Source organism: Shewanella sp. 553, from assembly GCF_059338375.1.
Map to the genome: position 1 here is coordinate 2,227,426 of NZ_CM181701.1, position 26,003 is coordinate 2,253,428.

Below are 26,003 nucleotides of genomic sequence, written 5' to 3' on the forward strand. Positions count from 1 at the left end.
CAAAATTCACACCGGTATTAATGACCAAAGCGAGTGGCTTCGAAGCGATTTAATATTCTATGCACAAGATAGCAAGCAATCAGCGTCGCGATGATAGCCACTAAAATACTGCTAGTACGGTAAAGACCGCTAAAGATAAGGTCATTATTAGGGGTTAAATTCTGCCCATATAAAATCCCAAACGTGGTCAATCCAGCAAAGCCTACACCCGACCCCATCGCCTCAGTAATATGCGCCTGACTAAACAGCAAAGTGAATAGCCAAAACAGGGGCAATAACAACAAGAGTTCGTGCGACCAGTTATACAGCAACAGCTGGATGATTAAACCACAACTTACCCCTAAAATGGTACCCAGAGCACGCCGCCGAGCATAGTCGAGCGCGCCATTCCAATGCATAGGAAACAGCAAAATTAAAGTCGTTACCTGGGCCGATAATGAGTCTTGTAGATCTAATACCTGAAAGGCACAAAAGGAGATCGTCGCGACAGATGCCCCAAGTAAGGCTTCATGCCGCATGCGGTGAGGCGCTTTGCTCTCCCCAGAGTGCGCCGTTCGCGGCGTTACATCTGGGAAGAGAGCCATCATTAAAAAAGCGATACAGATCGAGCTAATATGCCCCCAAAAATTACAAAATATCAGATCGTTTACATTAGTAGCCGGGTAACTGGCAAAGTGCAGCATGATACTTAAACTGATCACACCGTTGGCACCAAATAGAAATAAACTGCCTTTTGACATGCACGCAAAACGATACAGAAACAGCACGAATGCGATTAAGCTCATCACAATCGGCTGTCCCCCAAAAAAGCCAGCTAACAGACCCACTTCAACAATCGACAGTACCGATGAGGCAAGAACTTGTCTCGTGACAGCAGCCGAGATAACGGGTACGAGTCCAAGCAATAACATGGGAGTCACAGTAAAAAAGACGGCGTAATTAAATCCCATCAGTTTACTGATCAAAAAACCCAATGTTCCACCAGTGGCAATACGCAGACATTGCCTCAAATCATTGTGGCTCATTGGGTGGTGACGTATTAATTGCATAGCCGTCTCAGTAAATGAAATGCAGCAAGCTAATAAACTTGATTTGTAGCTTTGCTAACTGGCTAAACAGCCAATTATCAGGTTGTAACTGTACTGTGGCCTTAGCCCCGGCGGGTAAACGAGTCATCAAGGGTTGATCGAGTTCAAGATGCAATCTAAAACGCTGCGCATCACGTACCCAGCGATTAGATTCTTCTGGTGTCGCCAAGCGACCATCGGCGGCAAATTGCGCTGCACTGACACCCGCATCAACGCTACTGACCTTAGCGTGATAGATCTGGCCTGGACGACCATCAAACGCCACCCATGCGTTGGCATCGCGACTGACATGACGCAGGCTTTTCTCTCGAAAATCGGCTATAACATCGACATCATCAAGCACCAAGGCCATCACAGGTGAGCCATGACTCACCATATAGCCAGACGCGAGCTGCACATTGGTAACAACCCCATCATGATCGGCATGTATTTGGGTATAACTCAAAGCTAAACGTGCTTTTTTGAGGTTATTGTGTGCTTGGCGTAACTTAAGGTTGTTGTCACCCGAAGCACCACGAAGCGTGCTGATCTTAGCTAATTGTGCCTTAGCGGCATGAAGCTGAGATAAGCTAGATTTCACTTGGGTACGTGCTTGATCTACCATCTGTTGCGACACGCTGTGCTGGGAATAAAGCGATTGTATGCGCCTAGCTTCTCGCTGCTTTAAGGCAAAATTAATATCACTGGCTGCCACGTCAGCCTCTGCCACCGCCATGGCGGCATCAAGTTCTGCGTTATCTTGCTTTGCTTGTTCAAGGGCTAATTCGGCCTGCTCTAGTGCGAGTTGATACTCGCTAGGATCGAGCTTAAACAGCGGCTCGCCTTGAGTCACTTGTTGATTATTTTTCACATAGACCTGCACCACTCTACCGCTGATCTGCGGCGCCACTTGTGTGATCGTGCGGGTTGCCATGGCCTGAGTCGTTAGCGGCATGTTGATATCGGCGACTAAAAAATAACTAAAAAGGAGCAAAAAGCCCACCATGGCAAATTTGACTAACCGCGTAAATTGTTGATCTGGCGTCATATACTTTATACTACTCCTGAGCTTTAGATGCGGTAGCCTGTAACTTTGCCGCCGCATTATGACTAATTTGATTAAGTGTGTGTTCAAACTGTGCTTGCATTTCTGGGCTGATCCCAGCTAGCAACTCGGCGCGTACCCGAATGATTTTAGCTTCCATTTGATGTAATACTGCTAGTCCCGCCTCAGTCAAGGCTACACGTCTGACACGTTTGTCGTGCTCACAGCAATGACGCATCACCAAGCCCTGCAGCTCTAACTGGCCCAACGTTCGCATCAGTGAGGCCAACTCGATTTCTAATGCCTCCGCAAGGTGCTTTTGGCTTATATCTTGCCCAAGACGATATAGCTTCCACAACGCAGTCCAGCGTGAATGTGTTAAGCCAAGTGGTGCCAATTCGGCGTCTGCAACCATGCGCCACAACCGATGTAATCGGCCTAAATGCTCACCTAACGACAATTGAGAATGCTCGGTCGTTGACTGGGTATGGTTTAACTGCTTGCTCTTTGTCTTATTCATAGTACTCATCCTTGTATTAGCGGATAACAACTCATCCACTACCTCTATTATGTTGCCTAGCAGTATTTAGTCTGGCACCAATGTTATGTCGAGCCTAATAACTAACGCAGATAGCTTGTACCTTTGCAGCCACCTGTTAACTTCATATGCAACGCTTGTTGATACCGATAGGCCAAAGAATGGATTAAATCATCAGGAATATTACTTAGCCTGCTAAGCATTGTATTTACTTAGCAGGCTAAGTAAATAGGTGCAGCAAAAAAAATGTAGTCATCATAAGAGTCACTAGCAAATAAAACACGCGGCTTCGTCTAGTTAGCCAACAGTAAGTGTGATTGAACTTAAACGGTGTGAGCTGCCTATTCAATTAAATGGTAAGCAGTAATTTGATGTAAGAGCAGACTTAATACACAATCGTTAATGGGAACGGTAGGTACACTGAAACAAGGTGATGGCTCACGTTTATGTTGCCATACAAAGAAAAAGCGAGCATTGCTTAATACAATACCCGCCTTAGTTTCTTACTAAAAACGCTAATAGTGGCAGCCTATCAACACCAACCCATAAACCACTATTAACCCTGCTGGAGATACAGAGTTGTCGCCCGATGCAACTTATCTGTAGCAGTAAATTCAGTATAGCCACTGTAGACAAAACGCCAATGCTCATTACAAAAAAATCTAAATAAGCACAGTTTTATACCGTTCGCTAATACCACGGCCTATTCACAGCGGGCAAAGCTAGAGAGATCAGCCTTTATCGCCTTGGCGTTCATCCTGTTGGCCCTGCTTCAAGGCCAATTTATGTAAACGGCGCTGCTCAATCACAGAGTTAACGTCACTACCAATATGAGACTCACCGCGAGCATTAGCCAACTGAACTTGGCGCTCGCGCTCCGCAAAACGCTCACGCTGTTTGTCCGTTACTTTATCGACACAATGTGGGCAGCTGATCCCTTTGACATAATGCTCACTGGCTTTATCAGCCTCGGTGATCGGTAAGCGACAGGCATTACATTGATCGTATTCACCCTTTTCGAGTCGATGATTGACTGACACACGGTTGTCGAAGACAAAACATTCACCCTGCCATAGGCTTTCTTCAGGCTGTACCTCTTCTAAGTATTTCAGCACGCCGCCTTCAAGGTGGTAGACCTCATCAAATCCCTGCTCTTTTAAGTAAGCGGTCGACTTTTCACAGCGAATACCGCCAGTGCAGAACATGGCGACTTTTTTATGTTTAGTCGGATCAAGATTTTCCTTCACATAATCAGGAAACTCTCTAAAGGTTTGTGTCTTTGGGTCAACCGCATGCTTAAACGTACCAATGCTTACTTCGTAGTCATTACGGGTGTCGATAAGGAGGACATCCGGATCTGAAATCAGTTGGTTCCAATCTTTTGGCTTAACATAGGTACCGACCACTTTACGCGGATCGATCCCCTCAACGCCCATAGTGACAATCTCTTTTTTAAGCTTCACTTTGGTGCGATAAAAAGGCATTTCAGCATCAAATGATAACTTGTAGACAATATGGTCGAGCCCTGGCTGCTGCTCTAACCACGCCAAGAGTGAATCGATAGCCGCTTGTGTACCGGCAACGGTTCCGTTGATGCCTTCGCTGGCTAATAACAAGGTGCCTTTGATGCCCACTGATTCCATTTGAGCCAATAACGGCTGTTGAACTTCGGCAAAATGAGGCAGAGATACAAATTTATATAGCGCACAAACAACGACTTGAGACATACTTTCCTCTATATGCTGGCTGAGGCGTAATCCCCAGTGCATGTAAACCGCCTAAAAATGTGATTTCAGGCGCAAAATTGGAGCGTGATTCTACCTAAATCACACTCGAATAAACAGGCACAAAGAGTAAGGTTATTGCAAACAACCAGATCAAATCCGCAGGTTAACGACAAAGTGCACGCCCTCACCTTACCCCAAAAGTATTCCACCGTTATAAACGCCTCGCCCCTATTGGTCTATAGCCAGGGCCGACACGCAATGACAACCTCAGCCATAAACAATTGGGATTTTATTTGCGATCTGGCTCAAAACAGTGAAAATAGTCACTTAAGAAAGGAGAGAGTTATGCCCCGCGTCACCTTATATTCATTTCGTCGATGCCCTTACGCTATGCGCGCTAGACTCGGATTATGGCTTGCGCAACGCACGGTCGAGTTACGTGAAATCATCTTAAAACATAAACCTCAGGCCATGCTTGAAGCCAGCCCGAAAGGCACTGTACCCGTGTTAATCCTGCAAGATGGCACTGTTATCGATGAAAGTCTCGATATTATCAATTGGGCATTACAGCATAACGATCCTTTAGATTTACGCCGCTTGGACCAACCAACACAACAGGCGTTAACTGAAGCGCTTATCCAGCAAAACGATCATGACTTTAAGCCTTACTTAGATAAATACAAATACGCCGATCGTCACCCAGAGCAACAAGCAGAGGATTATCGAGAGCAAGGGGAGCATTTTATTGCCAGGCTCGAGCAGCAACTGCAAATCGGTCCCTATTTACTTGGCGAACGGTTGAGCCTCGCTGACATCGCTATTTTTCCGTTTATTCGTCAATTTGCCCATGTCGACTTGCCTTGGTGGCAGCAAGCGCCCTACCCCAAGGTGCAAACTTGGTTGCAAACGCTGCTTAATAGCGAAATGTTTAACGCTATCATGGTCAAATACCCCACCTGGCTCGACAGTGGTGAGGCGGTTATTTTTACAGGTGACCCCTTGTTCTTAAAAAGTAAGACGCAATAAAAAAGCCCAAATAAAGCATCCATTCATCCGCGCTCCCTCGCTGACAATTATTCACATAGACGTCCCCTGTTAATAAGGTTATATCGCTCACAAACCGTTAGCCAAATGGGGGCGCGATCTCGTACAATCATTCATCTTCCTCGATAACGCTTAACCAAGCGTTATCCGCTGCAATGTTAATTAATTTCGTATCACAAGAGGTATCAGTGAACACAGCGTCTGTCCCACCATCGCACGACAAGGCTTGCGTGACTCATTTAAATTTAACGCTATTGATCCCCATGCTAGCGGCGATTGTTGCGATTACGCCACTGGCTATCGACATGTATTTGCCGGCGATGGCAACCCTTGCATTGAGCTTTAATTCAAGCATTACCACAGTACAGCAATCACTAAGCCTCTATCTGGCGGGTTATGCCCTTGGCATGCTCACCTTCGGCCCAATCGCCGACAAAGTAGGTCGCAAGCCATTGGTGATTATTGGACTTAGTGGCTTTATGTTAGTGAGTCTTGGCTTAGCCTTTGTGACGAATGTCGAGCTGTTTTTAAGCTTACGCTTTTTACAAGCCTTTATCGGCGCTGCAGCAACGGTTGTGGTACCCGGTTATATTAAAGAGGTATATGGCAAAAATACTGCTAAAGGGATGTCGTATGTCAGCTTGATCATGATGCTAGCCCCGCTTATCGCCCCCACGATAGGCAGTATTATTTTAGAGCTCGGAGACTGGCATTTAATCTTTTTTACGCTGAGCGGTTATGCACTCTTATTGTTGCTATTAGTCATAACCAAACTCAAGATGCCCAGTGATGAGCGCGGTGCGCAGCGCAGTCAAAAAAGCTTCTTTGGCGCCTATGCTGTGGTGTTTACTAAGCCCGGAGTTAAACTCAATTTGGCCAGTGGCGTACTCACCTCGTTTGCTTTTTTCTGTTATTTAACCGCCTCGCCCTTTGTCTATATGGAGGTATTTGGTTTAGATAAGTCACTGTTTGCAATGCTATTTAGCACTAATGTCGGCGCACTGATGTTAGCGAATGTGGTCAATAGCAAAATTGTGGTGAAATATGGCTCACGACGCATGCTCAAAGTCGCCACCCTGCTGGCAAGTGTCGCTGGAGTTGCACTGCTTAGCGTTAACTTAGCCGATTTAAGTTATCACTACACCGTCGCCATGTTGATCCCGTTAATGGGCTGCTTAGGCATAATGTCGGTTAATGCCGATGCCATAGTGCTGATGAAGTTTCAGCAAGAAACAGGCACGGCAACTGCAGTTATCGGCACCTTACGCTTTGGTTGCGGCGCATTAGCCGGTCCCTTGCTGGCGCTGTTTTATACAGGCACTGCGGTGCCCTTTGCCGCGCTGATGTTAGCCGCGGTGATATTGGTGGGCGTTCTATGCCAGTTTTTAGCCCATCACATAAACTCGGCTTCCGATAACGAACCAGAACAAGCTGAATAACTTAATCCCCCTCAAGCTGGGGGGATTCTGCCTATGAGCCTGGTGCATCATAGGCCTCAAACTATAGACTCAAATCATAGATCCCAAACCATCATCTCAAACCTTGCCCCTAAAAAACCATAGACCCAAAACCTTGCTCCTATTTAAGGTCAACGGCAGTATTAACTGCTGCGCCGCCCGCAACCAAATGGCAACAACCCACCCGATTTATTTTCATCTACTTAAAATATTTAAATAAAACGCTTGATTTAACAGCACTATTTTATATGATGAAATTCTGCTCGATAACGGCAGTCACTCAAGCTAACAGGCTAACACATTGATGTACGAGTGATTAACGAGTTTGAAGTACCCTTCAAGCTTATCATTTCAAGCGATTACCGTCGCTGTTGCAAGATACTGCATACCGTAGCGGTAACTATTGAGGGATCAACAATGGAGAAGTTATCCGGCGCCAGCATGATCGTCCGTTCACTTATCGACGAAGGCGTTAAACACATTTTCGGCTACCCTGGTGGCTCTGTTCTCGACATCTATGATGCCTTGCATCAACAATCTGGTATCGAACATATCCTTGTTAGGCACGAACAAGCCGCCGTGCATATGGCCGATGGTTACGCACGTGCAACGGGCGATGTGGGAGTGGTGCTGGTGACCTCTGGCCCAGGTGCGACCAATGCGATTACCGGAATAGCCACAGCCTACATGGACTCTATTCCATTAGTAGTGTTATCAGGACAAGTGCCCAGCAACCTTATCGGTAATGATGCCTTTCAAGAGTGCGACATGATTGGTATTTCACGGCCTGTGGTAAAGCACAGTTTCTTAGTGACCGATGCTAAAGATATTCCAGAGATCATCAAAAAAGCCTTTTACATTGCCGCGACAGGCCGTCCAGGCCCCGTCGTCGTCGATATCCCCAAAGATTGCTTGAACCCACAGATATTGCATGACTATCAATATCCGCAAGAGATCAATATGCGCTCCTACAATCCGACGACCTCGGGCCACAAAGGCCAAATTCGTCGCGGTTTACAAGCACTGCTCTCGGCAAAAAAACCTGTGCTTTATGTGGGCGGCGGGGCGGTTATCGCTGGCTGCGATCAGCAAATTCTTACCCTATCTGAAAAACTGGGGATCCCAGTGGTGAGCACGCTAATGGGGCTGGGTGCCTTTCCTGGCACCCACGATAACAGCGTCGGCATGCTCGGTATGCATGGCTGCTACGAAGCGAATATGACCATGCACCACTCAGATTTAATCTTTGGCATTGGGGTACGATTTGATGATCGCACCACTAACGCCGTTGAAAAATATTGCCCAAATGCCACGATTTTACACATCGACATCGATCCGTCCTCGATTTCTAAGACAGTACATGTGGACATCCCCATCGTCGGCTCGGCAGACAGTGTACTGGATAATATGCTAGCGCGCCTGGCAGAAGACAGTCAGCTTGATAACGATAAAACAGCGATTGACCAGTGGTGGAGCCAAATCAATCAATGGCGCTCACGGGACAGCTTAGCGTATGACAAAACCAGTGGCCGAATTAAGCCTCAACAAGTGATTGAAACTCTGCATAAGTTAACCAATGGCGATGCCTATGTAACCTCTGATGTAGGTCAACATCAGATGTTTGCTGCGCTTTATTATCCCTTTAATAAACCCCGTCGTTGGATAAACTCTGGCGGCTTAGGCACCATGGGATTTGGTTTGCCGGCGGCGATGGGCGTAAAAATGGCAATGCCAGATGAGACAGTGATCTGCGTGACAGGCGATGGGTCGATACAGATGAACATTCAAGAGCTATCCACCGCCTTGCAATACGATACGCCAGTTAAAATTATCAACTTAAACAATCGTTTTCTTGGCATGGTTAAGCAATGGCAAGATATGATCTACTCAGGACGTCACTCTCACTCCTATATGGATTCGGTACCCAATTTTGCCAAAATTGCCGAAGCCTACGGTCATGTGGGCATGACCATTAGCGATCCTGCAGAGTTAGAGGCTGGCCTAGAAAAGGCACTGGCGATGAAAGATAAACTGGTCTTCGTTGATATTAGTGTCGATGAAACTGAGCATGTTTACCCTATGCTTATTCGCGGCGGGGCGATGAATGAAATGTGGTTAAGCAAAACGGAGAAAAGCTAATGCGTCGTATTATTTCTGTGTTACTTGAAAACCAACCCGGCGCATTATCTCGTGTAGTCGGCTTGTTCTCCCAGCGTGGCTACAATATTGAGAGTTTAACCGTTGCACCGACTGATGATGTGACCCTATCGCGTTTAAACATCACAGTGGTGGCCGACGCCGCGGTGTTAGAACAGATAGAAAAGCAGCTGCATAAACTTATCGACATCTTAAAGGTCGCTAATATCACCGAGTCCAGCCATATCGAACGCGAACTGGCGTTAGTGAAAGTTAAAGCCAAAGGCGCTGGACGCGCCGAGGTGAAGCGCACTGCCGATATTTTTCGGGGTCAGATAGTCGATGTCACCGCCGAGCTTTACACCATACAGATGACCGGCACCACAGAAAAACTTGACGCCTTTATCAGTGCTATCGGTGAAGTCACCAAAGTGATTGAAGTCTCTCGCTCTGGGGTCGTTGGTTTGTGCCGCGGCGAAAAGTCGATGCGAGCCTAAACAGCTTCTGTCGAAAGGCTAAGTAAGATCTCTCACAAAACAACGCCAGCAATCTCCAGCTGGCGTTTTATTATCTTGTTTGCATGTAGTCTTTTATATACATAAATTCAGCTGAGCCACTAGGTTAAGACAACACAGCCACAAAGACAAAGTGGGCTGTAGAGCGGGTTATTATCTCAAACTCAATGTTAACTTTTACCTTGTGGCTTCACCTTGTTACGACTGCTGCGCCCACTTGATTTTTTACCGGCCAAGGTGCTGGCTTTAGCTGAACTTGCCTTACCACGGCGCTTGTTAAACTGGCCACTCGGGGCTTTAACCCCTTGCAATGATGCGGGTAATTGAGCACCAGCTTGGGCAATTAACTGCTTGAGCGAGTCGACTAATGGCGTCATAAAACTCTGATACTTTGCCTCTTTACGACAAATGGCATCGAGGTGACTTTCCCATAAGGCCGTCATATCGGGCGAAGTGGCTGAGTCTGGCAAACTGTTTATCAGCCCTTTACCGACCTCGGTCGCGACAATCGATTTACCTTGGCGTTGTAAAAATCCACGTTTAAACAGCAACTCAATAATGCCTGCGCGGGTCGCCTCTGTGCCTAAGCCATCGGTATCTTTTAAGATTTTACGGATCTCAGGGTCGGTCACATAGCGATTAATGCCGGTCATCGCCGCCAGCAGGGTTGCATCCGAAAACGCTTTCGGCGCTTGGGTGTTTTTCTCGACTAACTCCGCCAGCCCCGAACGTAGCGTTTGCCCCTTAATCAAAGGTGGCAACTGCTGCAACGTATCGGCCTCATCCTGCGGTGCCGCTTTGCTTGACGATGCTGCGGGAAACAGTTGTTTCCAGCCAAGTGCACGGTCTTGCTTGGCTTTAGTGGTGAAGCGTCCCTTAACAATCTCCACTTCAACCTGAGTTTCATGATACCGATAAGGTGGATAAAACTGGGCTAAATATTGCCTCGCCACATGCAGATAAATTTGTTGCTCAGCCTGATTCAAACTGCCTAAGTTAGCGCATTTTTCTGTTGGCACAATCGCGTGGTGCGCATCAACCTTGCTGTCATTCCACGCCTTCGATTTTATCTTTGGATCAGGCGATTCAATGCCTTGGACTAACTCAGGTGCGCCGCCAATGATGGCTTTAATCACACTGGGCGCCAACGCCAACTGCTCTTTAGGTAAATAGCGACTGTCTGAGCGCGGATAAGTGATCAGCTTATGGCGTTCATACAGCGACTGGCAAGTATCGAGCACCGTCTTTGCACTCATACCAAAGCGTTTAGCCGCATCAATTTGCAGTGATGACAAGCTATAAGGTAGCGGCTGATGTTGTTGTTTATCTTTACTGTTAAGCCCAGTAACCACGGCAGTTTGATGGCTGATACGGCTGATCACATTTTGGGCTAAGCCTTTAGATAGCACACGCCCTTCATCATCCATGTAGGGCAAGCAGGCTTCACTGGGTTGCCATTTGGCTTTAAAGCTTTGATCTTTGTCTGTGGTTAAATGAGCCAATACCTCATAAAACGGTTTACTGACAAATTGCGCTATCTCGGCATCGCGGCGAACCACTAACCCAAGCAGTGGGGTTTGTACTCGGCCAACCGACAACACGCCTTGATAGCCCACTTTGCGCCCTTGAAGGGTATAAGCTCGGGTCATGTTCATGCCATAGAGCCAGTCGGCGCGTGAACGCGCTAAGGCTGAGGTAGACAGCGGAATAAACTCGCGATTACTGCGCAACTGACCTAAAGCGCGTTTAACCGCTTGTGGATTAAGATCGCTCACTAATAATCGCATGGTCTGATTAAGCTTATCGCCTTTGACCCCAAGATGCGCAATCACCTCATCCACCAGCAACTGCCCTTCACGGTCTGGATCCCCTGCGTTGACTAACTGAGATGCTTGTTTTACCAGGCCACGCAGCACGGTTAATTGGCTGCGCGTTTTCGGCTTAGGTTTCATTTTCCATTGGCTAGGAATAATAGGTAAGTGTTCAAACTTCCATGATTTATATGCACTGTCATAGGTATCGGGCTCCGCTTGTTCAAGCAAGTGGCCGATACACCAAGAGACACAATCCCCGTTAGCCGCGGTAATGAAACCGTCGCCTTTTTTTAGCGGTTTTGGTAATACATCAGCAATGGCTCTGCCAAGGCTGGGTTTCTCGGCGATATATAAAATCATAGCACTCAGTTAGCCAGGATAAACAACTGTATAAATTAACAGTAACTTTAACCTAAGTCAGATCAGGCTGCAAATGTAAAACAGGATAAAGTTGCACTGAGGAGTCAGCCTATGACCCAAAGATACGAATTAAGTTCAGCGGATATGGCGATAAGGTGTAGGGCGATTTAAGATCAAGTACAATAGAGGAGAAGAAGCTAGTGCCAATGCAGCTGACTGGCTTTGTCGGGTAAAAGAGCCATGACAAACTAACAAATATAGTGCTGTAGCGTGATGTAAGTATCATTAGCCTTAATGGCCTAACCGTAAGCACAATGCTCACGGTTAGGCAGGTATACAGCGTGAACCTTATGTGGTGATTAGGTTTTGAGCTTACCTAATTGTTGATGCTGCTGCGTCACCAGTTCGGCTAAGCTAACACTACTTTGCTGCGCCTCATCGGCAAGTCGTGCCAATTCGGCTGCGGAATCAGAAATACCTGTAATGTTGCGATTAACCTCTTCCGTCACCGCGCTTTGCTCCTCTGCTGCTGTTGCAATATGAGTCACTTGGCTCGACACCTCCTCAATTTGACCAACGATGGTATTGAGCGAGGTTAAAGCGGACTCAGTTTGCTCAACGGCGCGCTGCGCCCCCTCCACACCTTGATCGATAATATGCGAAGCACTTTTAACTTCTTGCTGCAGCGAATCGATCAATTTACCAATTTCATCGGTTGAGGTCTGGGTTTTTGACGCCAGTGCTCGCACTTCATCAGCCACCACAGCAAAACCTCGACCTTGTTCACCCGCTCGCGCCGCTTCAATCGCCGCATTTAATGCCAGTAAATTTGTCTGTTCAGCAATCGCGCTAATCACCTCCAAGATCTTACTGATATTGGTACTACTCTCTGCCACTTTACTCACTGCTTCCTTCGCTAATAAGGACTCATGAGACATGGTCGTCACATAATTCATCGCTTGACTAAGGCTGTCTTCACCCGCTTTAGCATTGGCATTCATCGCCTCAGTTTCCATCGCGGTTTGCTCTGAGGCTTTAGCCACCTCAAGGGCGGTTGCGCTCATTTCATTGACCGCGGTGACAACACTTTCAATTTCGCTATATTGACGATTAACACTCTCACGGGTTTGCTGGGCAATATTGGCAGTAGTTTGGCTCTCATCTTGTGAGCGTTCAGCCAGTACTTTCATCTCGCCAATGAGTAAGCGCAATTTAGTGATAAAACTGTTAATGCCGCCCCCTAGCGCAATCAATTCGGCGTGAGATTCCACATTGATGGTTTGGGTTAAATCACCTTCAGCACTGGCTAAGTTCTCGACTCGAGTTTGGATCACTTTAAGAGGCGCGATAATGTTGCGAATAACAAGGCTAATGGTTACCACCGCAATCACAGACACAATACTGCCAATGATCAACAACAAACTACCAAGCGATGAAGCCATTTCGGTCATCGCCTTATCCATTGCGATGGCTTCTTTAAACACATCTTGTTTTGCTACTTCAATCAATAGCTCCCATTGTACATCGGCCAACGGAATACTAATGGGGTAGGCAACAACAATATTATCACCCACATCTAAATAGCCACCATTACGGTGTAAAGACAGATATTGCTTAGCTAACGCGCTATCGATAGATTCTGCTAATGGACGCGCTTTTTTACTGTAATGACTCGCTGCAACCACTAGGCCCTTAGCACTAACTAGAGTGACCTTGGCGTTGCCGTTATATAACTTTTGCGATAGTTCATCGATCATCGTTTGGAAGATAGGTAAGTTTACATCGGCACCTACCACCCCTTTAAACTGCCCCGCCACTACGACTGGTGAGATAAGCGATGTCATTAACTCATTTTTACCTGGGCTGATCTCATAGAGATATGGCTCCATTAGACATGGCTTTTTGGTATCACGGGCACACAGATACCATTCAGCCTCTCTGAGACCAAATTCATTTAATGTCTCAACATACTTTTCTTCGGCGTCAGTCACTGCTGAGTGTTCGATACTGCCATTATCGGTGCGAGTATAATAGATCTCCATGCTACCCGCGTTAGGTACACTATGACTGGCACCATAAAAAAATTCGCTGTCTTTAGTATCGTAACCATTGGGTTCAAACTGGGCATACAAAGAGGACAATTGACTATTTTTTTGTAAAGAGCCCATGATAGTCATTTCGACACTGTCACGGCTTAATGGGCTTTGTACTGATGTTTGTTCAAGCAAGCCTGACAAAGCATAAGGCACACGATAAGCCTCGTTAATAAAAGCGGCCACTCGCTCACCATACTCACCGGCTCTTGCCGTCAGTTTATAGCGAGTTTCTTTCTTAATCGACTCTTGAACTTGCTCCGCTAACACGGCATTTTTATCACTTAACGACCACCAAAGACTCAGTGATAGTATCGCCACAATAATTAAAAACAGGGCTGAGGTGATCCACAACAATTTAGTACTTATGGATAATTGCTTCATTCAGTGCTCCTAGGCAAAGCAGATATTTCATTAAATAAGAGGCATTAGGCTATTGATTAAAAATAGCACTGCAGCGATAAACGATCATAAAGATCAGTAATTTCTCATCCAATGAGAAAAAACCGACTTACAAAGAAATCGGTTTTTGATGACACAGCCAAAGAGCAATATATTACAGGCTCATATTAAGGGTGACATACATTATGCAGCTCGAGATTTGTTCCTATATCTTTGATACGATTTGCTTTTGCATCATCATTTCGCAGTTGAGTCAGATGATCTAAATAAGCTTGGTCGACATCATTAGTAATATAATGCCCATCAAAGACTGAGGTTTCGAAACGTTTAATATCGGGGTTTTGTTGACGTACGGCTTCAACTAAATCATCGAGATCTTGGAAAATCATACCATCGGCACCAATCAGCTTGGTGATTTCCTCCACATCGCGACCATGGGCAATCAGCTCACTGGTGGTTGGCATATCGATACCATACACGTTTGGAAAACGAATTTCGGGTGCCGCTGACGCAAAATACACTTTTTTGGCGCCAGCTTCACGGGCCATTTCGATGATCTGTTCAGAAGTCGTACCACGCACAATAGAATCGTCCACCAGCAGTACGTTTTTACCTTGAAACTCAGCATTAATGGCATTGAGCTTACGACGCACCGATTTCTTGCGCTCCTGCTGACCCGGCATAATAAAGGTGCGGCCGATATAACGGTTTTTGACGAAGCCTTGACGATAAGGCAAGTCTAAATTACGCGCGATTTCAAGTGCGATATCACATGAGGTTTCAGGAATGGGGATCACCACATCAATATCATGGTCTTCCCACTGCTTCTTAATTTTTTCGCCAAGCATGGTGCCCATATTTACACGGCTGCCATAGACTGACACTTTATCTATAGTCGAATCTGGGCGAGCAAAGTAAACATATTCAAAAATACAAGGCGAATAACTCGGTGAAGGTGCGCATTGGCGGGTATAGAGCTGACCATCGAGCGAGATATAAATCGCTTCACCAGGGGCAACATCTCGCACCGTTTCAAAACCAACCGCATCGAGTGCCACACTCTCAGAGGCAACCATATATTCAGTGCCCTGCTCCGTTTCATGCTTACCCAGTACTAATGGTCTTATGCCGAAAGGATCTCTAAAAGCGACTAGGCCTTGGCCTATGATCATCGCTGCAACCGCGTAAGCACCGCGCGTCAGATGATGAACATTAGTGATCGCTTGAAACACTTCGTCCGCGGTAAGAAATTGGCTTTGCGTAGTTTGTAATTCATCGGCAAGTAGATTGAGTAGGACTTCAGAATCAGAAGTGGTATTAACATGGCGACGCTGTTTAAGTAAGCGTTCTTGTAACTCTAATGTATTGGTTAAATTACCGTTGTGGGCGAGCGAGATACCAAATGGCGAGTTAACATAAAACGGCTGCGCTTCAGAGGCACTCGAACTACCTGCGGTAGGGTAACGCACATGCCCAATCCCCGCATTACCTTGCAGACGTTGCATATGCTTTGGCTCAAAAACGTCTTTTACCAGACCATTTGCTTTACGCAACCTAAATGCATGCCCGTCCACGGTTACAATGCCAGCCGCATCTTGGCCACGGTGTTGTAATACAGTTAACGCATCATAGATTGTCTGATTAACCGGTGTTCGGCCAACTATTCCGACGATACCACACATGGGTAGGTTTCCTCATTGTAAGATGTTCTAATCATTATTATTGTCGAGCCCTGATCAGAAAGAATCACTGCATCAGGTCACATAGGCTGTAAGCATTATTATATTTTGGGTACAAAGCTTGAGGTGTTTTCCACATAGTCAAAAAACCATTGGATAACCACGCCAAATTCGGGAACCAATTGTGAACTGCGCCACCAATCGGTATTGGGTGCTCCGGTAAAAGCATCCATAAAAAACAACATCGCGCTGACAATCAAAGCACCTCTTAATGCACCAAAACAGAGACCTAATACCCTATCGGTACCAGATAAGCCTGTTTTAGCCACTAATTGGCCAATAAGATAGTTAACGAGCGCGCCTAGAATTAAGGTAGAAATGAATAAAATAGCAATGGCAATCCCGTTGCGAACCATTTCATCTTGCATCTGAGTGAGGTAGACCGCGAGATCAGCATAAAACTGACTCGCAACGAAAAAAGCTGCAAACCATACCACAAGTGACATAGCTTCTTTGACAAAGCCACGGAGCAGACTGATGACAGTCGATAATCCGATAACAGCGATAATGGCGTAATCGATCCAAACCATTGAATTAGGTGATCCAGCAATAGCATTAAGACGGCGCGATCTTACCAGAGACTGAAGACATTCTCACCCCCTAGGCCCACTTAAAAGCAATTAAGTTTATCCTGAATAAAAGACACTGAATTCATAAAAATTGACAACACATTAACCCTAAAGCGAATTATTTTGCATAACTAAAACGCCGAGATATTAAGGTCTCGGCGTTGTTTAAGTATGATCACAAAAGGACTTAAGGTTACCCCCCCCTAACTTCGCGATACGTTGAGCACACTACTCAACTGGATTATAACTGACCACAGCAGATTTAAGTTCAGTCAGCTTATCCAGCTCTTTTTGTAATCGTTGCAACTTAGCTTTAGAGATATCAGGACCGACAAACACCTTAGTTAACTCACCGTCCACAGGGGTTTGCGGCAAGGTATAAGCTCTAAATCCTTTGGATCTTAAGCGTTTAACCAATGCATTCACATTAGCGGCATTTTTAAAGCTGCCTAATTGCAAGGTATAGGCGCTGCTAGTCAGGCTCTGCTCGACCTTGGCAGGCTTTGGCTTAGACGCGATTGACGTCACACTGGGCTTATCGGCGTCACTGGAAAGAACCTCTGGTTCTGCCGCGGAAAATTGCGCAGCTTCATCGGTTAAATCGATAGCCTTGTACTCCGGCGATGTGTCGAGGTTCATCTCAACGGCTGGGCGAAGTGGTATCTCACTAAACTGCTCTTCTTGCTGCTGTTTCTTACCGTCGAGGATATCAGGCAGAAAAATGACCCCTAGCGCCACCAACACAATCACCCCAACCAGACGATTTTGAAACTGACTGGATAAGATTTTTTGTTTAACTTCTATTTCTTCGTCCACGTTGATTCACCCAAGGTGTAAATGTTTAAACTCTGCCACAGTGTAAAAGGAGCCAAACACAATTACCACATCATCATCGCAGATATTAACACTGAGTGCTTTATATGCTTGCTCAATTGATTCAAATGGATAGCCTTTACTGTCTGGCGGTAGACAGGCCATTAACTGCGTCGCCTTAGCACTGCGTGGACAATCTAAATCAGTAAAATACCACACATCAATCACCTCACTGAGGCTTGCAATGACCGCCTGGCAATCTTTATCTTTCAGCATGCCACACAGAGCCACAATGCGCTTATCGCGATAAACCTCAAGTCTTTGTGCTAAATACCGCGCTGCATGGGGGTTGTGGGCCACATCGAGTAATGTGATGGGAGCATCATGAAATAACTCTAAGCGCCCGCTCAAGCGCGCTTGTTGTAATCCTGTAAACAGATGCGATTTATCTATCGTTGGTAATAGCTGCTCAACCACTGCCAGCGCGGTCGCGGCATTGGGTAATGGCAGTTGTACCGGTGGTAAGTTATTAAGTTGCCATTGCACGCCGCTGAAATGCCAACCCTTATCGTCTTGATGATAATTAAAATCCTCACCGACACGAATAAGCTGGGCGCCCACTTGGTTTGCGACTTCAATAACCGATGTGGGTAAATCTGCATCACCGACCACCAATGGCCGCCCCGCTCGGCAAATGCCCGCTTTTTCTCGCCCGACCAGCTCACGGGTATCACCGAGATACTCTTGATGATCGATATCGATTGAGGTGATCACGCTAATATCGGCATCGATCATGTTGGTTGCATCTAAGCGCCCGCCGAGCCCCACTTCAAGCAGCACCAGATCCAGGGCCATTGTTTAAAAAGAGATAAACCTGCTAGCGTGGCATATTCAAAAAAGGTCAGCGAAATATCGCCTCTAGCACTATCGATAGCGCAAAAGGCATCAATCAAATCACGATCGCTAACGTCGACCCCAGCAATGCGCACTCGCTCGTTATATTTCAGCATGTGGGGCGAGCTATACACACCCACTTTCCATCCTGCCGCCGCCATCATCTGCTCTATCATCACGCATGTAGTGCCTTTGCCATTAGTACCGGCAACTGTGACGATTTTAGTATTGCCTAACTGGGTTAAGCCCATAGCTTTAGCCACTTGCGACACGCGCCCTAAACCCATGTCGATCTCTGTCGGATGAATAGACAATAAGTGCGCTAGCCAAGACTCAAGGCTCGATTGCTGATTGGGTAACAGGATAGATGACATACAAGACTCGTACTAGTAATGAAAAGATAAAGCGACGTAATATTGTTCGCGCCGCAGGTCACGGTGATGAACTACCGTGGTGAACACCACGCGCAGCAAAAAAACTTAATCGAGCATAAACAGTGGCCCAAGCGCTAATTTTGGCAACTGATAAGCGTCAGGGTACGTCACATCGACTAAATACAAACCATTGGGCTTAGCGGTGGCGGCAGCTTGTGTTCGATCCTTAAGTGCTAATAAACGTTCAATCCAACTTATGGGCTGGCGTCCGTATCCCACTTCAAGCAACGATCCGACAATATTGCGCACCATATGATGCAAAAATGCATTGGCTTTAATGTCGACACAAATATACATACCTTGGCGCGTAACATTGACTTCATGCACGCAACGAAATGGGGTATTTGATTGGCATTGTATCGCCCTGAAACTGGTAAAATCTTGCTCGCCCAACAAGAACTGTGCCGCCTGATGCATCTTATTTTCATCGATATCGCCCGGATAATGACTCACGCCTGCGCGTAAGATCCCAGGACGAAGCTGATGATTATAAATCATATAACGATAGCGGCGTGCGGTTGCGCTGAAACGGGCATGAAACTCATCATTAACCTCTTGGGCCCAGCGCACGGCAATATCATCGGGCAAGTTAACGTTAACGCCCAAGGTCCAAGCACTGAGTTTACGGCTAGCATTGGTGTCAAAGTGCACCACTTGCCCAGTAGCATGCACGCCGGCATCGGTGCGCCCCGCGCATTGAATCGCTATTGGCTCATTGGCAACGATTGAGAGTGCTCGTTCAAGTTGCGCCTGAACCGAATCAACTTCGGCTTGACGCTGCCAGCCAAAATAGCGACTGCCATCATATTCGATACCTAATGCTACGCGCATAAAATACCAATCCTTATATCAATTAAAATTGTGCTAGGCGCGCGATTCTAGCATAACGTGCTAACGAACTGGACAAATAACTCTAGCCAAACAGGGCTAGCGCAACAGCATTAATTCAAAACACGATATTAATCCATTTCCCTCAGGATTAACGCTCACCTTGCGCCATAAAAAAACGGCGCGAGCGCCGTTTTTTTGTCAGCGTGTTAGCATCATTGCCACACGCGAGGTATAGACTTATGCGTTATAGATCACTGAGCAAATGCTTAGCTTCACTTTGCTGACGCTCATTACCGTCAAGTTGCACTTCTTTGAGTAACGCCTTTGCGCTGTCCATATCGTCTATCTCGATATAAGCACGGGCTAAGTCAAGTTTGGCATTAACCGAGTTTTCCTCATCATCAACATCGACCATGGTGGTACTGCCCATCAAATCATCGAGCTCGCCCATATCGACATTGAGCTCTTTATATTGGTCAACATCACTCAAATCTTCATTAGCTTCATTTAATAATCTATCGATATCGATAAAGCCATTATCTTGTTGAAACGCAGTCAGATCGTGCTCGGCAACCGCTTGCGTAGGTTTCGCGTCACCTTGTTGCGCATCTAGCGCAGCTAATGCCTCATCAACAGTCAAGTTATCATCGTCGTCAAGTGTTAATGACAGTTCATCGTCTAATGGATCATCGAGCGAGTTAATATCCGTTGTAGTCTCTGCGCCTTGAAGAGCAATAGCATTATCCCATTCGAGGATGTTATCGGCGACGCGCTTATTACCTTTTAAATCATCAAAAAATCCCGAATCATTTTTGGTTTTGCCCTCTTTAGTATCAACCGACTCAAGGTCTGCCAACAGATCATCGAGCGACACATCATCACTCGGGAGGGCAAGCTCTATGGCATCATCTTCGTCTGTAGAACTCGGCGTGTGATCTATTGGAAATGATTCAAACTCCAACGGCTCAGCCGTACTGCCACGCTTAAGTGGTGTATCGAGCTCGGTGTTGCTAGCCTCTGTGTCATCGGCCGCTGTAGCATCGCTATTGTCAACACTGCCAAAGTCAGCAAGTAAAGTATCTAGATCGGCTTCCTGCGATGCTATAGGCTCATCTTCGGCTAACTCGGCAGCAATTTGCTCGGCAACATCTTGCTTATCCGAGTCAAAATCCACCTCTTCAATTAAGGCGTCCGTGGTTAACGCTTCGCTAGCGACTTCTTCTACCACAAACTCTTCTACTTGCTCATTATTATCCGAGGTAGGTGCTATCTCTTGTGATGGTACACTTTCGTTATCATCTGCATCAAAAGGCACCTCTTCGATTAAGCTATCATTGGCTAACGTTGTGGCGGTTGGCGCAATCGCGTCCCCCCCCATCTCTTCGATTAATGATTCTTCGTTAGCTGGTGCATTTATTGACGTATCAAACTCGGCCAACAGGCTGTCTAAATCGGCATCATCAAAGCTCGAATCGTCGTTATCTTGTTCAAGTTCATGGGCTATCTGCTGTGATAGGTCTTCGTTATCTTCTTGCACATTCCCCTGTTCAGGGGCATCAAATTCCGCTAATAATGCATCAAGATCGGCTTTGGCATCCACTGTAGCGCTTGTTTCTGATGTATTGCCTGACTCTGCCGCCGAACTATCGAAGCTCGCAAGCATGGCATCAAGATCCGTTTCGTCAGCAGATGACGCAGCTTCGCTGGCAGCAGGTTCAGAGTTATCCATATTGGCTAATAACGAATCGAGATCATCTTGCTCTATAACACCATTAAAGGTCTCTTCTTCTTGTTCGCCCATAGCTTCGACCCAAAGATCATCTAATGATTGGCCTTCTTCCTCTTGGGGATCGCTTGACACGCTATCGGTGTCGATAAACATCTCTTGAGCCATATCGAGTTGTTCTGAGTCATCGCTTAAATCGCTCTCAGATTTTAGCGTGTCATTATCGACACTCATTAAGGATGCTAACGTATCGGCTTCATCATCAAGGTGTACCGCAACTGACTCATCAGCATCATTGCTAGGAGCAATAGCCTGAGTTGCGGCCATCTCTGGTGCATTTTGAGCTGACACATCAGTATTTGCTTGAGTCTCTTCCGTGCTCGCGTTACGACGCTTTAACATGAGCGCCACAATCAGTAATAGCAATAATGCAGGAACAGCGGCAGCAAGGCCGATATACAGTGGATTACTCATTATGGTACGCCAGCTGTCACCCGTTTGTGCAACTTGCTCTACTGGCTCAACAGCTGTTAACTCCTGATTAAGTAATGCAACTTGATTACTCAGCTCCGCCTTTTGCTCTTTTTGGATCAGTAAGGCTTCTTCTAATTCGGCGACTCTGGTTTCAAGTTGAGCGATTCGGTCTTGCAGCAGTTGATTATCATTGGCGGCAAGATTAAGTTTATCTTCTGCGCGAGCCAGTTCATCGGTTAATGATAAATTTTTAGCTTGTTGAGCTTCTAGCTTAGCATTCAGCGGAGCCAGTTGCGCTGCTTCAGCACTGCCCTTTGTGATTTGGTCTGCTTGAGCCGCTGGCTTAACCGTTTCAGCCTCGCTTGTAGGTTTGCTATCAGGTTGACTCACAGGCTTAGGCGCAGCAACTGTTGGCGTTGGCGGCTGCGTAGCTTCAGGCCGAGGTGGCGTTGGCTGTGGTTTAGATGCTTGTGACTTACTCTGTTGCCAACCAGCATCGTTAGTCTGCGCCAGTTGCTTTGCTAAGCTCTGAGGAATGGCCGCCATCACGGCTTTGGATGGGATCAACAGGATCATGCCTTTTTCAAGGCTATTGTAATTATTGGTGGCAAACGCATGGGGGTTTGCCTCGTAAATTGCCGCCATCACTTGATATACGGTGACACTGTCATCGGGGCGCGTTTTTTGTGCGATGCTCCAAAAGGTATCAGCTGAAGTCGTTGGACCATACTGACGGATAACCTGACGTTGCTCGCCATCGGGGCCGGTAATTTTGAGGGGTTCAGCCGCCGATAACAGGCCCGATGTAGCAGTGAGAATAACAAGAGCACTGGCAATGATGCCAGCGAGGTGCGATGTGCGAAGGTTCATCCATTCTTCCCTTTCAAGCTTTATAGTACTGCAAATTAGCAGCATGCTTTAGGCAATTGTATTTATTGAGATTACTATAAACCAGAATTTCATGCCCTGCTACTCTTCACGATTTAAAAACAAGTAACAACAGCAAAAAAGCCTGCAATATGCAGGCTTTTTAAAGTAAACCTTATAAAAGGTCCATAAATTAATAATAATCCCTGATCAACACCTCGGCGATCTGCACACTATTGAGTGCCGCGCCTTTTCTGATATTGTCAGAGACGATCCACAAATTAATGCCGTTAGGATGCGAAATATCTTTGCGTACTCGGCCAACATACACAGGATCGCTACCAGCCGAGTCGGTTACTGCCGTTGGGTAGTCATCATCAGACTCAAACAACTCAACACCTGGAGCATCGCGTAATACAGCTTTAACCTCTTCAGCATCAACCGCTTGCACCGTTTCCAAATGCACAGCTTCTGAGTGACCATAAAATACCGGTACCCGCACTGCGGTGGGGTTTACTTCAATTTGGGTATCACCAAATATTTTTTGTGTCTCCCACACCATTTTCATCTCTTCTTTGGTGTAGCCATTTTCCATAAACACATCAATTTGCGGCAATACGTTAAAGGCGATCTGTTTAGAATACGCCTGTGGTTCAACAGGCAAGCCTTGCAGTAACTTAGCACATTGGTTAGCTAACTCTTCAATGGCTTGCTTACCAGAACCCGACACTGACTGATAAGTCGCAACGTTAATACGTGAAATACCAAAGGCATCGTAAATGGGCTTAAGTGCCACTAACATCTGAATGGTAGAACAGTTAGGGTTAGCAATAATATTGCGATTACGGAAATCGGCAATCGCCTGTGGATTCACTTCGGGGACCACTAACGGGATATCGATGTCATAGCGAAAATGTGAGGTGTTATCAATTACAACACACCCTTGCTCGGCAGCAATGGGTGCCCATTTAGCAGAGACATCACCGCCAGCAGAGAAAAAGCCTATTTGCGCTTGCGACCAGTCGAAGGTATCAACATCTAAGATTTCGACCTGTTTACCGTGGAATGTTACCGTATCACCAGCGCTGCGGCTGCTGGCTAATGGGTACAAATTCGCGACGGGAAAATTGCGCTCTTCGAGGATCTCAATCATTGTTTGACCCACGGCACCCGATGCACCTAATACGACTACGTTATATTCCTGCGACATAATTACAGACCGACTCCTGAAAAACCTAATTTGAGCACCCAATCTACATCAGAACCAGCATGATTGGCTAGCCTTAACGCACTAAATTCGCGTCTATGTTTATGATTTTTTCTCATTAGGTCAAAGCCATTATGATTAAGGAAGCGGTTGCGAAAAACCAAGTCGTCATCACGTAGGTCATAAACCAGTCTAACTAGGCTCAATAATGCGTTTTCATCGGGAACTGACGCTGGAGTTAATTGCTGACTCCACAAGGGGGGCAGCAGCGCATCCATCGACTTATGGGCAGTTAACCCTAAATGTGCCATCAACGCTTCATACAGCATAAAAGTACCGCGGGCCTTACCTTCGAGGCTGTAACCTGCAATATGCGGGGTAGCAATCTCAACATAAGGTACCAGCTCGGCCATTGGGTGGGGCTCGCCCTCCCAGACATCGAGTACCACTTTGAGGTCATCACGCTGCTGTTTAATCCTTATCAATGCGCGATTATCAATCACCTCACCCCGGCAGCAGTTCAGCAACCAGCAATCGGGGCGGAGACTGGCTAATCGCGCCTCATCGAACAGGTACCAAGTGGGATACGAACCGCTTTTTGTTAACGGCACATGTAAAGAGATCACATCACAACGGTTAATAAGTTCCTCTAGGGTCACAAAGGTACGCGGATCATCTGATTCGGCCAACAATGGATCATGTAGTAGTACCTTAACACCATACGCCTGCAAGCACTTTTGCAGCGCCGAGCCAGTATTACCTGCGCCAATAATGCCAACCGTCTTGTGTTTTAACGGCTGTTCAAAACGCCGTGCTAGCTCAAGCATGGCAATAAAAGCATACTCACCCACCGCAGTGGCATTACATCCTGGGGCATTGGTATAGCAGATATCACGCTCAGATAAATAAGCTTGATCGAGATGGTCCATGCCAATGGTTGCGCTACCAACAAATTGGAGTTGCGTATTCAAGGCTAACAATTGGCGATTAACTTGGGTAACGGAGCGCACTAGCAGCACATCGGCATCACGCACCTGCTCAGGCGTGAGTTTACGTCCATCAACACACACCACCTCACCTATATCGGCAAACAAGGCTTCAACATAAGGCATGTTTTCATCGGCTAGGATCTTCATCGATATCTCATCTACTTGTTAAACATGGGTAAAGTATATTGCTGCCATTAAACTCTCGCCTAGATGGCCAGATGGATTGTCATAACAACCAATCACATCGAGCTTATTTTGCCTTAAAAACCAGAGACAAAAAAGGAGCCACTTAGGCTCCTTTTATAGCATTAATGCACACGCTCAAATTAACGAGTACGTGGGCAAAGTTCTTCAGTGCTGAAGAAGTATGCAATTTCACGTTCGGCAGATGCAACTGAATCTGAACCGTGAGCTGCATTCTCGTCGATGCTTTCTGCGAAATCAGCGCGGATAGTACCAGGAGCAGCTTCAGCTGGGTTGGTCGCACCTAAGATTTCACGGTGAGCTAGTACTGCGTTTTCGCCTTCTAGTACTTGAACAACGATTGGACCAGAAGTCATGAATTCAACAAGGGCACCAAAGAAAGGACGCTCGCTATGCTCAGCGTAAAAACCTTCTGCTTGTTCTTTGCTTAGGTGAACCATTTTAGAAGCGATGATTTTAAGGCCAGCTGTTTCAAAACGGTTATAGATAGCACCAATGTGGTTTTTAGCAACTGCATCAGGCTTAATGATAGAAAAAGTACGTTCGATAGCCATGTCTAGCTTCCTTTAATAAACAGGTTTTAAAAAATTCGCGCGGATTATACGAAATTAATCGACAAAAACCTACCTTTAAATAACAAGATTACTCAAGCAATAAGCATACTGCGGCGAGATTATCGCTCTATAAATATCAGATGGCCCCATCAGCAAGCCGCTTTGAAAACAGCGGTTCTAGCCTCTAGGCGTAAGCCACTCGAGTAATCACAGCTAATTAAACGCGCTTAATCGTATTCGTTAATCCAGCAGCTCTGTATCGCCTCTAAAATACGCTCATTACAATGCTCCGGGTCATCATCAAAATCATCAAGCTCGAGTACCCACTGGCGTAAATCGGTGAATCGGATCTGCTGTGGGTCGACATTAGGGTGGGCTTCTAAAAGTGACAAGGCAATATCGAGAGAATCGATCCATTTCATCGGTTTGTTCCTATCAAATGATCATGCTAAAAGCATAGTCGTTATCCTATTTTCGGCGCATAAAAAAGCCAGTCTATTGACT

At 46.3% G+C, this 26,003-nt stretch carries 19 protein-coding genes and 1 pseudogene; 4 read left to right on the top strand and 16 right to left on the bottom strand.

Annotated features, from left to right (window positions below; translation table 11 throughout):
• Window positions 1–17: 17 nt before the first annotated feature.
• The 4 genes from AC5YBZ_RS10050 to trhO form a co-directional block, all read right to left on the bottom strand.
• The gene (locus AC5YBZ_RS10050) at window positions 18–1,049 is read right to left on the bottom strand and encodes a DUF2955 domain-containing protein (RefSeq protein ID WP_494518944.1); all 1,032 of its coding nucleotides are present in this window, start codon (window positions 1,047–1,049) and stop codon (window positions 18–20) included.
• Window positions 1,050–1,056: 7 nt separating this feature from the next.
• On the bottom strand, window positions 1,057–2,115 hold the full coding sequence (locus tag AC5YBZ_RS10055) for an HlyD family secretion protein (protein ID WP_494523608.1): 1,059 nt from the start codon (window positions 2,113–2,115) through the stop codon (window positions 1,057–1,059).
• A gap of 10 nt (window positions 2,116–2,125) precedes the next feature.
• Window positions 2,126–2,632, bottom strand: coding sequence for a transcriptional regulator SlyA (gene slyA, locus AC5YBZ_RS10060; RefSeq protein WP_494523609.1), 507 nt, complete (start codon window positions 2,630–2,632; stop codon window positions 2,126–2,128).
• Between the two features lie 749 nt (window positions 2,633–3,381).
• Window positions 3,382–4,377 (bottom strand): oxygen-dependent tRNA uridine(34) hydroxylase TrhO, encoded by a 996-nt coding sequence (trhO, locus tag AC5YBZ_RS10065; RefSeq protein WP_494523610.1) that lies wholly within the window; start codon window positions 4,375–4,377, stop codon window positions 3,382–3,384.
• 345 nt (window positions 4,378–4,722) lie between these two features.
• Between trhO and AC5YBZ_RS10070 the strand changes: the two genes are divergently transcribed.
• From AC5YBZ_RS10070 to ilvN, 4 genes are all read left to right on the top strand, one after another.
• The gene (locus AC5YBZ_RS10070; RefSeq protein ID WP_494523611.1) at window positions 4,723–5,403 is read left to right on the top strand and encodes a glutathione S-transferase; all 681 of its coding nucleotides are present in this window, start codon (window positions 4,723–4,725) and stop codon (window positions 5,401–5,403) included.
• Between the two features lie 206 nt (window positions 5,404–5,609).
• A complete protein-coding gene (locus AC5YBZ_RS10075) occupies window positions 5,610–6,860 on the top strand; it encodes a multidrug effflux MFS transporter (RefSeq protein ID WP_494542866.1) in 1,251 nt (416 codons plus the stop codon).
• Window positions 6,861–7,295: 435 nt separating this feature from the next.
• Window positions 7,296–9,017, top strand: coding sequence for an acetolactate synthase 3 large subunit (locus AC5YBZ_RS10080; protein WP_494523613.1), 1,722 nt, complete (start codon window positions 7,296–7,298; stop codon window positions 9,015–9,017).
• Window positions 9,017–9,511 carry an acetolactate synthase small subunit gene (ilvN, locus tag AC5YBZ_RS10085; RefSeq protein WP_475514157.1) on the top strand — a complete coding sequence of 165 codons (495 nt, stop codon included), beginning with the start codon at window positions 9,017–9,019 and terminating at the stop codon, window positions 9,509–9,511. Before AC5YBZ_RS10080 ends, ilvN begins: the two co-directional genes overlap by 1 nt.
• Before the next feature lie 188 nt (window positions 9,512–9,699).
• On the opposite strand, the gene AC5YBZ_RS10090 is transcribed toward ilvN, so the two are convergent.
• The 12 genes and pseudogenes from AC5YBZ_RS10090 to iscX all read right to left on the bottom strand — a co-directional run bounded on the left by AC5YBZ_RS10090 (window position 9,700) and on the right by iscX (window position 25,921).
• Window positions 9,700–11,703 (bottom strand): DNA topoisomerase III, encoded by a 2,004-nt coding sequence (locus AC5YBZ_RS10090; protein ID WP_494523614.1) that lies wholly within the window; start codon window positions 11,701–11,703, stop codon window positions 9,700–9,702.
• Between the two features lie 359 nt (window positions 11,704–12,062).
• Window positions 12,063–14,180, bottom strand: a complete 2,118-nt coding sequence (locus AC5YBZ_RS10095) for a methyl-accepting chemotaxis protein (RefSeq protein ID WP_494518937.1) — start codon at window positions 14,178–14,180, stop codon at window positions 12,063–12,065.
• Window positions 14,181–14,365: 185 nt separating this feature from the next.
• On the bottom strand, window positions 14,366–15,880 hold the full coding sequence (gene purF, locus AC5YBZ_RS10100) for an amidophosphoribosyltransferase (protein WP_494523616.1): 1,515 nt from the start codon (window positions 15,878–15,880) through the stop codon (window positions 14,366–14,368).
• A gap of 98 nt (window positions 15,881–15,978) precedes the next feature.
• Entirely contained in the window at window positions 15,979–16,467 is a 489-nt protein-coding gene (locus tag AC5YBZ_RS10105) for a CvpA family protein (RefSeq protein WP_494518935.1), read from the bottom strand.
• Between the two features lie 267 nt (window positions 16,468–16,734).
• On the bottom strand, window positions 16,735–17,322 hold the full coding sequence (locus tag AC5YBZ_RS10110; protein WP_494523617.1) for an SPOR domain-containing protein: 588 nt from the start codon (window positions 17,320–17,322) through the stop codon (window positions 16,735–16,737).
• A gap of 6 nt (window positions 17,323–17,328) precedes the next feature.
• Window positions 17,329–18,587, bottom strand: a pseudogene (gene folC / locus AC5YBZ_RS10115) (bifunctional tetrahydrofolate synthase/dihydrofolate synthase).
• A gap of 105 nt (window positions 18,588–18,692) precedes the next feature.
• Window positions 18,693–19,478, bottom strand: coding sequence for a tRNA pseudouridine(38-40) synthase TruA (gene truA, locus AC5YBZ_RS10120; protein WP_494518932.1), 786 nt, complete (start codon window positions 19,476–19,478; stop codon window positions 18,693–18,695).
• A gap of 244 nt (window positions 19,479–19,722) precedes the next feature.
• Window positions 19,723–22,548, bottom strand: a complete 2,826-nt coding sequence (locus tag AC5YBZ_RS10125) for a FimV/HubP family polar landmark protein (RefSeq protein ID WP_494542867.1) — start codon at window positions 22,546–22,548, stop codon at window positions 19,723–19,725.
• A gap of 190 nt (window positions 22,549–22,738) precedes the next feature.
• Window positions 22,739–23,755 carry an aspartate-semialdehyde dehydrogenase gene (locus tag AC5YBZ_RS10130; RefSeq protein WP_494542868.1) on the bottom strand — a complete coding sequence of 339 codons (1,017 nt, stop codon included), beginning with the start codon at window positions 23,753–23,755 and terminating at the stop codon, window positions 22,739–22,741.
• Window positions 23,756–23,757: 2 nt separating this feature from the next.
• On the bottom strand, window positions 23,758–24,888 hold the full coding sequence (locus AC5YBZ_RS10135; protein WP_494542869.1) for a 4-phosphoerythronate dehydrogenase: 1,131 nt from the start codon (window positions 24,886–24,888) through the stop codon (window positions 23,758–23,760).
• Window positions 24,889–25,067: 179 nt separating this feature from the next.
• Window positions 25,068–25,499, bottom strand: a complete 432-nt coding sequence (gene ndk, locus AC5YBZ_RS10140) for a nucleoside-diphosphate kinase (RefSeq protein WP_110458879.1) — start codon at window positions 25,497–25,499, stop codon at window positions 25,068–25,070.
• Between the two features lie 227 nt (window positions 25,500–25,726).
• Window positions 25,727–25,921 carry a Fe-S cluster assembly protein IscX gene (gene iscX, locus AC5YBZ_RS10145; RefSeq protein ID WP_494518928.1) on the bottom strand — a complete coding sequence of 65 codons (195 nt, stop codon included), beginning with the start codon at window positions 25,919–25,921 and terminating at the stop codon, window positions 25,727–25,729.
• Window positions 25,922–26,003 lie beyond the last annotated feature (82 nt).

Bases quoted from the DNA above. Each gene is read 5' to 3' on its own strand.
- AC5YBZ_RS10050 (WP_494518944.1), bottom strand. From the start codon at position 1,049: ATGCAATTAATACGTCACCACCCAATGAGCCACAATGATTTGAGGCAA.
- AC5YBZ_RS10080 (WP_494523613.1), top strand. From the start codon at position 7,296: ATGGAGAAGTTATCCGGCGCCAGCATGATCGTCCGTTCACTTATCGAC.
- AC5YBZ_RS10105 (WP_494518935.1), bottom strand. From the start codon at position 16,467: ATGGTTTGGATCGATTACGCCATTATCGCTGTTATCGGATTATCGACT.
- AC5YBZ_RS10095 (WP_494518937.1), bottom strand. From the start codon at position 14,180: ATGAAGCAATTATCCATAAGTACTAAATTGTTGTGGATCACCTCAGCC.
- AC5YBZ_RS10130 (WP_494542868.1), bottom strand. From the start codon at position 23,755: ATGTCGCAGGAATATAACGTAGTCGTATTAGGTGCATCGGGTGCCGTG.
- purF (WP_494523616.1), bottom strand. From the start codon at position 15,880: ATGTGTGGTATCGTCGGAATAGTTGGCCGAACACCGGTTAATCAGACA.
- trhO (WP_494523610.1), bottom strand. From the start codon at position 4,377: ATGTCTCAAGTCGTTGTTTGTGCGCTATATAAATTTGTATCTCTGCCT.
- slyA (WP_494523609.1), bottom strand. From the start codon at position 2,632: ATGAATAAGACAAAGAGCAAGCAGTTAAACCATACCCAGTCAACGACC.
- ndk (WP_110458879.1), bottom strand. From the start codon at position 25,499: ATGGCTATCGAACGTACTTTTTCTATCATTAAGCCTGATGCAGTTGCT.
- iscX (WP_494518928.1), bottom strand. From the start codon at position 25,921: ATGAAATGGATCGATTCTCTCGATATTGCCTTGTCACTTTTAGAAGCC.
- truA (WP_494518932.1), bottom strand. From the start codon at position 19,478: ATGCGCGTAGCATTAGGTATCGAATATGATGGCAGTCGCTATTTTGGC.
- AC5YBZ_RS10090 (WP_494523614.1), bottom strand. From the start codon at position 11,703: ATGATTTTATATATCGCCGAGAAACCCAGCCTTGGCAGAGCCATTGCT.
- AC5YBZ_RS10070 (WP_494523611.1), top strand. From the start codon at position 4,723: ATGCCCCGCGTCACCTTATATTCATTTCGTCGATGCCCTTACGCTATG.
- ilvN (WP_475514157.1), top strand. From the start codon at position 9,017: ATGCGTCGTATTATTTCTGTGTTACTTGAAAACCAACCCGGCGCATTA.
- AC5YBZ_RS10125 (WP_494542867.1), bottom strand. From the start codon at position 22,548: ATGAACCTTCGCACATCGCACCTCGCTGGCATCATTGCCAGTGCTCTT.
- AC5YBZ_RS10135 (WP_494542869.1), bottom strand. From the start codon at position 24,888: ATGAAGATCCTAGCCGATGAAAACATGCCTTATGTTGAAGCCTTGTTT.
- AC5YBZ_RS10055 (WP_494523608.1), bottom strand. From the start codon at position 2,115: ATGACGCCAGATCAACAATTTACGCGGTTAGTCAAATTTGCCATGGTG.